Annotated in this window: 8 protein-coding genes; all 8 read left to right on the plus strand. The window is 59.2% G+C overall.

Going from position 1 to position 7456, the window contains the following annotated elements:
* Nucleotides 1–11: 11 nt before the first annotated feature.
* The 8 genes from A15D_RS12095 (at nt 12) to A15D_RS12130 (ending at nt 7196) form a co-directional block, all read left to right on the plus strand.
* Nucleotides 12–797: a 1-acyl-sn-glycerol-3-phosphate acyltransferase gene (locus A15D_RS12095; protein WP_233192220.1), complete on the plus strand. Its 786-nt coding sequence runs from the start codon at nt 12–14 to the stop codon at nt 795–797.
* 241 nt (nt 798–1038) lie between these two features.
* A complete protein-coding gene (gene yeiP / locus A15D_RS12100) occupies nt 1039–1605 on the plus strand; it encodes an elongation factor P-like protein YeiP (protein WP_102792151.1) in 567 nt (188 codons plus the stop codon).
* Nucleotides 1605–2654: an aminopeptidase gene (locus A15D_RS12105; RefSeq protein WP_102792152.1), complete on the plus strand. Its 1050-nt coding sequence runs from the start codon at nt 1605–1607 to the stop codon at nt 2652–2654. Before yeiP ends, A15D_RS12105 begins: the two co-directional genes overlap by 1 nt.
* Nucleotides 2645–3466 carry a rhomboid family intramembrane serine protease gene (locus A15D_RS12110; RefSeq protein ID WP_102792153.1) on the plus strand — a complete coding sequence of 274 codons (822 nt, stop codon included), beginning with the start codon at nt 2645–2647 and terminating at the stop codon, nt 3464–3466. The genes A15D_RS12105 and A15D_RS12110 overlap by 10 nt, the downstream gene beginning before the upstream one ends.
* Before the next feature lie 72 nt (nt 3467–3538).
* Nucleotides 3539–4390 carry a TRAP transporter TatT component family protein gene (locus tag A15D_RS12115; protein WP_102792154.1) on the plus strand — a complete coding sequence of 284 codons (852 nt, stop codon included), beginning with the start codon at nt 3539–3541 and terminating at the stop codon, nt 4388–4390.
* A 9-nt stretch (nt 4391–4399) separates the two neighbouring features.
* The gene (gene dctP / locus A15D_RS12120) at nt 4400–5389 is read left to right on the plus strand and encodes a TRAP transporter substrate-binding protein DctP (RefSeq protein ID WP_102792155.1); all 990 of its coding nucleotides are present in this window, start codon (nt 4400–4402) and stop codon (nt 5387–5389) included.
* A 59-nt stretch (nt 5390–5448) separates the two neighbouring features.
* The gene (locus A15D_RS12125; RefSeq protein WP_233192221.1) at nt 5449–5895 is read left to right on the plus strand and encodes a TRAP transporter small permease; all 447 of its coding nucleotides are present in this window, start codon (nt 5449–5451) and stop codon (nt 5893–5895) included.
* On the plus strand, nt 5892–7196 hold the full coding sequence (locus A15D_RS12130) for a TRAP transporter large permease (RefSeq protein ID WP_102792157.1): 1305 nt from the start codon (nt 5892–5894) through the stop codon (nt 7194–7196). Before A15D_RS12125 ends, A15D_RS12130 begins: the two co-directional genes overlap by 4 nt.
* Nucleotides 7197–7456 lie beyond the last annotated feature (260 nt).

A 7456-nucleotide genomic window follows, 5' to 3' on the forward strand; every position in this document is an offset into this window, starting at 1 on the left:
GGATGCCCCGAATGAATGAAATGAGCGAGAGCGTCAGCGTTAATGCGCCTGAGCAAGGCCGCAGTTGGCCCCAACTTCGCCGTGTGTGGCGGGTGTTGCGCATCGTCGTTCATCTGCTGTGGGGATTTGTGCTGGCGTTTGTGCTGGGCGCATTCTGGTGGCCTCAACGGCCCGCGGTATTGGCCGCCAAACAGCGTTGGTGTCAGCGTTTTTTGCGTATTCTCGGGGTGCGCCTCACGGTGACGGGTGAGCCGTTGGGGCGCCCGGTTTTCCTGGTCAGCAACCATGTCTCGTGGCTGGATATCCCGGTGATTGCCAGTCAGCGGCATCTGTACTTTTTGTCCAAGGCAGAAGTGGGCGACTGGCCGCTGATCGGTCATCTTGCCCGGGCCGTTGGCACTTTGTTTATCCAGCGCGGCAGTGGCGAGTCGGGTCGCAAGGCGGGTGAAATCGCCGGCCGGCTGCAGTTGGGGCATACCGTGTTGGTGTTCCCGGAAGGCACCACCACCGACGGCACCGGGCTGCGCCGTTTCTTTCCCCAGTTGTTTGACGCTCCGCTACAGGCAAATGTGCCGGTGCAGCCGCTGGCGATTCGTTACCTGGATAGCATGGGCGCCCCGGATCGGGCCATGGCGTTCATTGGTGACGATGAATTTCATCATCATCTGTGGGCCATGCTGTTGCGACGGGAGATTCGCGTGCGGCTGCATTTCTGCGCGCCGTTGACGGAGCACGGAGAGCGCAAGGCACTGTGTGAGCAGGCGCGTGTTCGTATCGCGGAGCAATTGTCCCACTGACAAGAGGCTTCGCTTGCAGGCAAGCTCCCACATTGGATTCTTGCCATTGCTAAGGAGGGCGCGGCCGTCTGACCGCGATGGACCTTCATTCGCGGTGGAACCACCGCTCCCACAGTTCCGGTGACCCTTGTGTGAGCATGCTTGCAAAATAGGCAGAGCGGTCACCGGTGTGCGGGTGTGAAGCTTGCGCGGAGTGTTTGTTGTAGTATTGGCGCATCGAAATTTCAGGAACGCCTCTCCCATGACCCGCGCCAGCGAACTCAAGAAATCCGACGTTATCGAAGTCAACGGCTCCCTCTATGCCATTCGCCAGATCGAGGTGCAGTCCCCGTCTGCCCGTGGGGCTGCCACCCTGTACCGTGTGAAGGCCAGTGCCGTGGGGGGCGGGCCCAAGTTCGAAGAACGCTTCAAGGGCGATGAGGATGTGACTACAGTAGAGTTGTTGCGTCGTCCCGTGCAGTTTTCCTATGTGGATGGCGAGGATTACATCTTCATGGACAACGAGGACTTTTCCCAATACCTACTCAAGCAGGATGACATTAGCGACGAGTTGGCCTTTATCACCGAAGACACGGAAGGGGTACTGGCCCTGAAGGTGGACGATGCGGTTATCGGGCTCGAATTGCCGGCGTCAGTGGTGCTGGAAGTCACCGAAACGGCCCCGGCCATGAAAGCGGCGTCAGCGTCGGCCCGGACCAAGCCGGCTACCCTCAACACTGGCCTGGTGGTGCAGGTGCCTGAGTATATTGTGGAAGGCGAAAAGGTGCGGGTGAATACCGCCGAACGCAAGTTCATGTCACGGGCCTGATGCGACGCGCCCACCGTTTTTTTCTTCTCTGTTTGCTGGCCTGGCTGCTGGCCGGTTGCCAACTGGGTTATTACCGCCAGGCGATCGCTGGGCATTGGTCATTGATGAGCCAGCGCGAGCCGGTGGACTCGGTGCTGGCGGACCCGGACACACCGCCGGCGGTGGCGCGCCAACTTCAATTCAGTCAGCAGGTGGTGAACTGGGCGGGGAACCACCTGGATTTGCCGGCCGAGGATGTCTACCACCAGTATGTGTCGCTGGAGCAGGAGGCGGTGGTCTGGAATGTGCTGGCCGCGCCGGCCTGGTCCCTTACCCCCAAAACCTGGTGTTACCCGCTGGTAGGGTGTGTCAGCTACCGGGGCTACTTTGACCGCAAGCGCGCAGACCGTGAGGCGGCGGCGCTCCAGGACGAAGGGTTTGATACCTGGGTAGGCGGTGCGATTGCCTATTCTACGCTGGGCTGGTTTGCTGACCCGCTGACCACCCCGATGATTCAGCGCTCCCGGCCCTCCCTGGCTGAGCTGCTGATCCATGAGCTGGTCCATCGCCGGATCTATATCAAGGGTGACACCCGCTTTAACGAATCTCTGGCCACCATGGTGGGGCGAGAGGGAGCGGTGCAATATTTTGCGTTTATAAAGGCGCCGCTGCCTGACGATTATTGGTCTCAACGGGATCGGGCAAAGGCGGCGTTTCTGGCCATTATCGGCGATGCCCGTGAGGCGCTGGATGAGCTGTATACCCGTGAGCGTGACGAACAGAAACTGGCCGCCGGAAAGGCCCGTATCCAGCAGCAGGCTCGGCAGCGCTTCGCGGCAGACCGTGAACGCATTGAGGGCCTGAAAGGCTACCAGCGTTTCTTCGACGGGCCGTTGAACAATGCCCAGCTTAACGGTGTCAGTGATTACAATGCCTATGTGCCGGCCTTTGCCCGGCTGTTTTCGCAGTGCCAGCAGCAGTGGGACTGTTTCTGGCAGCAGGTGGATAACCTGGCTGACCTGAACCCGACACAACGCAAACAGGCCCTGGAGGGGCTGGCATGGAATTGATTCGTACACCCCAGCCTGAACTGGCAGACCTGATCGAACGCACCCTGACGCGCAATGGTTTTCAGGTGGAGCGTCATGAAGCTGATGAGCAATGTGTGCTGGTGATCCCGGACCCCGGGCAGTACCCCCATGCCCGTCAGCTTACCGAAGAGTTGATCGCGGATCTCAAGCGGGGTCAGGGGCGCCAGCCGCTGGAGCCCCTGACCGGGCAGCCCCAGCCATTGCTGTCCGGCGGTTGGCTGGCCAGCATGGGCTGGGTGACCAAAACCGGTCTGGTGCTATGCGTGGCCATTTTCCTGACCCCCTACCTGATTGGCGACGGGGTGTACCGTGCCCTGTTGTTCCCTTCGTCCCTGGAAGGGCTGGCCAGCCAGCCCTGGCGCCTGATTACCCCCATGCTGCTGCACTTTTCCATTCTGCATATCATTTTCAACCTGCTGTGGTGGGCAGATCTGGGGCGATTGATTGAGCGTCACCAGTCTTCGGCCCAGCTGTTACTGGTGACCCTGGTGACGGCAGGGATCTCCAATGTGGCGCAATTCCTTCACAGTGGGCCCCTGTTCGGCGGGCTGTCTGGAGTGGTGTATGGGTTGCTGGGTTACCTGTGGATTTACGGGCGCCTCAACCCGGGCGCCGGCTATGCCCTGCGCCGGGAAATCGTCCTGTTCATGCTGGCGTGGATGGTGATCTGCTTTGTGGGGCTGTCGTCTGTGGTGGCCAACGCCGCCCATTTGGCCGGGCTGGTCAGTGGCTGCCTGTTGGGTGGCATTTTTGGCCTGATGGCACGGGGAAAGAGCCATGCGCGTGTTTGAGTTAGCCCCGGTGGGCTGCTATAAAGACAGCCAAAACAATCGGTCACAATAATGAAAGGATACCGGCGACCTATGCAGTGGCGCTTCCTCCCCGGGTTGGTCCCTTCACTTTTTTGCGTAGCGGTACTTGCGCTACAGGGCTGCTCTCTGGCCCGAGTCGATGACAACCTGCCTTACGGGATACTCAACAACAACGATCTGCAGCTGGTCGAGGATGGCCTGCCGACCTACCTGTTGATGGTCGATGGGCTGATCGAAAACTGGCCGGAAAGCGAATCGCTGCTGGCCAGCGGTGCGGACCTCTACGGCGCCTATGCCGGCCTGTTTGTGGAAGATCCGGCCCGTGCCCGCAAGCTGAGCAACAAGGCCCTGAATTATGCCTTCCGGGCGGCCTGTGCTCACGACAAGGATTACTGTGAGCTGCGCAGCCTTAGCGTGCCGGAATACGAGGCCCTGTTGGCCGACGCGGGCAAGGGCGATGTGCCTGTCCTGTTTACCCTGGGTGGAGCTTGGGCCGGCTACATCCAGCAGAATACCAGCGACTGGAACGCTGTCGCCGAACTGGGCCGCGTCGAGGCCACCATGAAACGAGTGACCGAGCTGGATGAAGGCTACCAATACGGTCAGGCACACATGTACCTGGGCGTGCTTAACAGCATTCTGCCGGCCTCGCTGGGCGGCAAGCCTGAGGTGGCCAAAGCCCATTTCGAGCAGGCCATGAACCTGTCGGAAGGCAAGAATCTGCTGGCGCCGGTGATGTATGCTGAAAAGTATGCCCGCCTGATGTTCGACCGCGAGCTGCATGATCGCCTGCTCAAGGCGGTACTGGAGGCCGACCCGAACGTTCACGGCCTGACCCTGCAAAATACCTACGCGCAGGAGCAGGCCAAAGCCCTGCTTGCCGACGCCGATGATTATTTCTAGGAGTTGATTATGTTGCGTCTCGCGACTGTAATGGTGGCCTTGCTGCCGCTGGTGGCTGGCGCCGCCACCACGCTGAAGATTTCCACCCTGTACCCGGACGGCACCACCATCGTCACCGGCCTGAAAAATGCCGGCAAGGAGATTGCCGACAAGACTGAGGGCCGCGTGAAGCTCAAGATTTATCCCGGTGGGGTAATGGGCGATGACCGGGCTGTGGAGCGCAAGATCCGTATTGGTCAGCTCCATGGGCTGGTTGCCCAGGGTGGCGCCTTTGCCTCTGCCTACAAGGACAGCCAGATTCTCAACGTGCCGCTGGCCTTCAACAACTATGACGAAGTGGATGCGGTGCGTGCGGAACTGGACCCGGTGATTGAGCAGGGTCTGGAAGAAGGCGGTTGGGTCAGCTTCGGTCTGGTGGATGGAGGCTTTGCCTACGTCATGTCGGAAAACCCGGTAAAAAGCCTGGATGACCTGCGTGACCAGAAACTGTGGCTGCCAGCCAATGATGAAGCATCCGCCAAGGCGTCCAAGGCTTTTGAATTGTCGCCGATCATGCTGAACATTGGTGCCGTGCTGACGTCCCTGCAGACCGGTGCCATCAATGCCTTCGCGGCGCCGCCAGTGGCAGCACTGACCCTGCAGTGGTACTCGCGGGTGAACTACGTGACCGATATGCCGTTACTGTACACCTTCGGTTTGTTGGGCATTCACGAAAAATACTTCAAGCGCATCAGCCCGGAAGACCAGAAAGTCGTGCGCGATGTGTTGGGTGCAACCTTCGATACGCTGGATACGGAAAGCCGCAAGGAAAACCTGAGTGCGTTCCAGGCGGTGCAGCAACAGGGCCTGGAAGTGATCCAGCCCAGCGAAGCCCAGCACAGCGAATGGAAAGACTACGCCGATCGTGCCACCGCCGAGTTGGTGGAAGAGGGCGAGATTAGCCAGGACATGCTCGATCGCCTTAACGGGATTCTCGCCAAGCAGCGTGCGGGTCAGTAATGGCTGGCTTGCTACGCGGTTTACACCGCTTTGCGCATCATATCGAGGACGGCCTTATCGTGGCCGTCCTTTTGTTTATGATCCTGCTGGCGGTGGCGCAGATCATTCTGCGAAATTTCTTTGGCACCAGCCTGATCTGGATTGAACCGCTGCTGCAGAATGCGGTGCTATGGATCGGCCTGTTGGGGGCGATGATCGCTTCCAGAAACGACGAGCATATTCGTATTGATGTGGCCTCGACCTTGCTGCCGGAAAAGTATCACCCTTACCTGACTGTCGCCGTAGACCTGTTTACGGCGTTCATTTGTGTGCTGGTGGCCTGGTACAGCGTGGGGTTCGTGATCGAGGAATACGAGTATGCGACGCCCGCGTTCGGCAGTGTCCCGAGCTGGTTGTTGCAGGCCATTATTCCTGTGGGCTTTTCCGTGATGGCGGTGCGTTATGTGGTGTTGTTTGCGCTCGGCCTGATCGGTAAGAGGCCGAAAATGCAGGAGCCGGTGGCATGATTACCGCAGCGATAATTTTGCTGGTGGTGCTGGCCCTGATGGGCGCGCCCCTGTACGCGATTATTCTGGGTGCGGCGGCTCTCGGGTTTTACACCCTGGAAATCGAGCTGGCCGTGCTTCATATCGATATCTACCAGCTCAGCAATTCCGTGGTGCTGATGGCGTTGCCATTGTTCACCTTTGCCGGTTTCCTGTTGAGTGAGTCGAAAACCGCCGACCGCATGCTCCGCCTGAGCCAGGCGGCCTTTGGCTGGATGCCCGGTGGCATGGCCTTTGTGTCATTGATTGCCTGTGCCTTCTTTACCGCCCTGACCGGCGGTTCCGGTGTCACCATCGTGGCTCTCGGCGCCTTGTTGTTGCCGGCGCTGGTGAAAGGCAATTATCCGGAAAAATTCAGCCTTGGCCTGGTTACCTCATCAGGCAGTCTTGGCCTGTTGCTGGTGCCGTCGGTTCCGTTGTTGATCTACGGCATTATTGCCCAGCAGATGTCCCAGCAGCTGGATATGCCTTCGGTAGAAATTGTGGATCTGTACCTGGCGGGGCTGGTGCCTGCCCTGCTGATGATCGTCCTGTTGTATGGCTACTGCGTATGGGCAACCCGTGGCTCGGCCATGAATGGCAAGGCGGTGCCGCGTCAGCCGTTTGATTTTCGTGAGCTGGTGGATGCCCTGTGGGAAGCCCGCTGGGAGCTGCCGCTGCCGCTGGTGGTGTTGGGCGGTATCTTCTCGGGCTTCCTGGTGGTCAGTGAAGCCGCCGCGGTGACGGCCCTGTATGTGCTGGTGGCGGAGGTGTTCCTGTACAAGGAAATTTCGCTGCGTAAATTGCCGTCGATCATGCGTGATTCCATGATCATGGTAGGGGGTATTCTGCTGATTCTGGCGGTGGCCCTGGCCTTCACCGATTACCTGGTTTACGCCGGGGTGCCCGAGAAGCTGTTCACCCTGATCCAGACCCACGTGGAGAGCAAGATCACCTTCCTGATTCTGCTCAACATCCTGCTGTTGCTGCTGGGGGCGTTGCTGGATATCTTCGCGGCACTGGTGATCATGGTGCCCCTGATCCTGCCCGTGGCCCTGCGCTACGGCATCGATCCGGTGCATCTGGGTGTGATCTTTGTGGCCAACATGCAGATCGGTTACATCACCCCGCCGGTAGGCATGAACCTGTTCATCGCCAGCTATCGCTTCAAGAAGAAAGTCACCGAACTGTTCGCCTCCACGATTCCGTTCATGTTGGTACTGATCGTGGCGCTGTTGATGATTACCTATATTCCGCAGTTGAGTTTGTGGTTGGTTCGGTAAGGCAGTGAATAGTTAACAGTTAACAGTGAATAGCGGCGCGTGAAACGCGTGGTGGTGACAGAAAGTATCGAGGCCGCGCCCAGGCTTGGGCGCGGCCTCTTTCGTTTGCAGGAACGAGCAGCAAGTGTGAAGGGCCAACCCCAAGGCACGCAGACGGTAGGTTTTCCCTTTGCCTTTCGCAATGCGCAACCCTCGCATCGCGGCCCCTACTGCTCCAAAAGGTTTTCCAACGAAAGAGGCCGCGCCCAATGTCCGGGCGC

Origin of the sequence: Alcanivorax sp. MD8A (assembly GCF_002888555.1) — a bacterium.
GTDB lineage: Bacteria > Pseudomonadota > Gammaproteobacteria > Pseudomonadales > Alcanivoracaceae > Alcanivorax.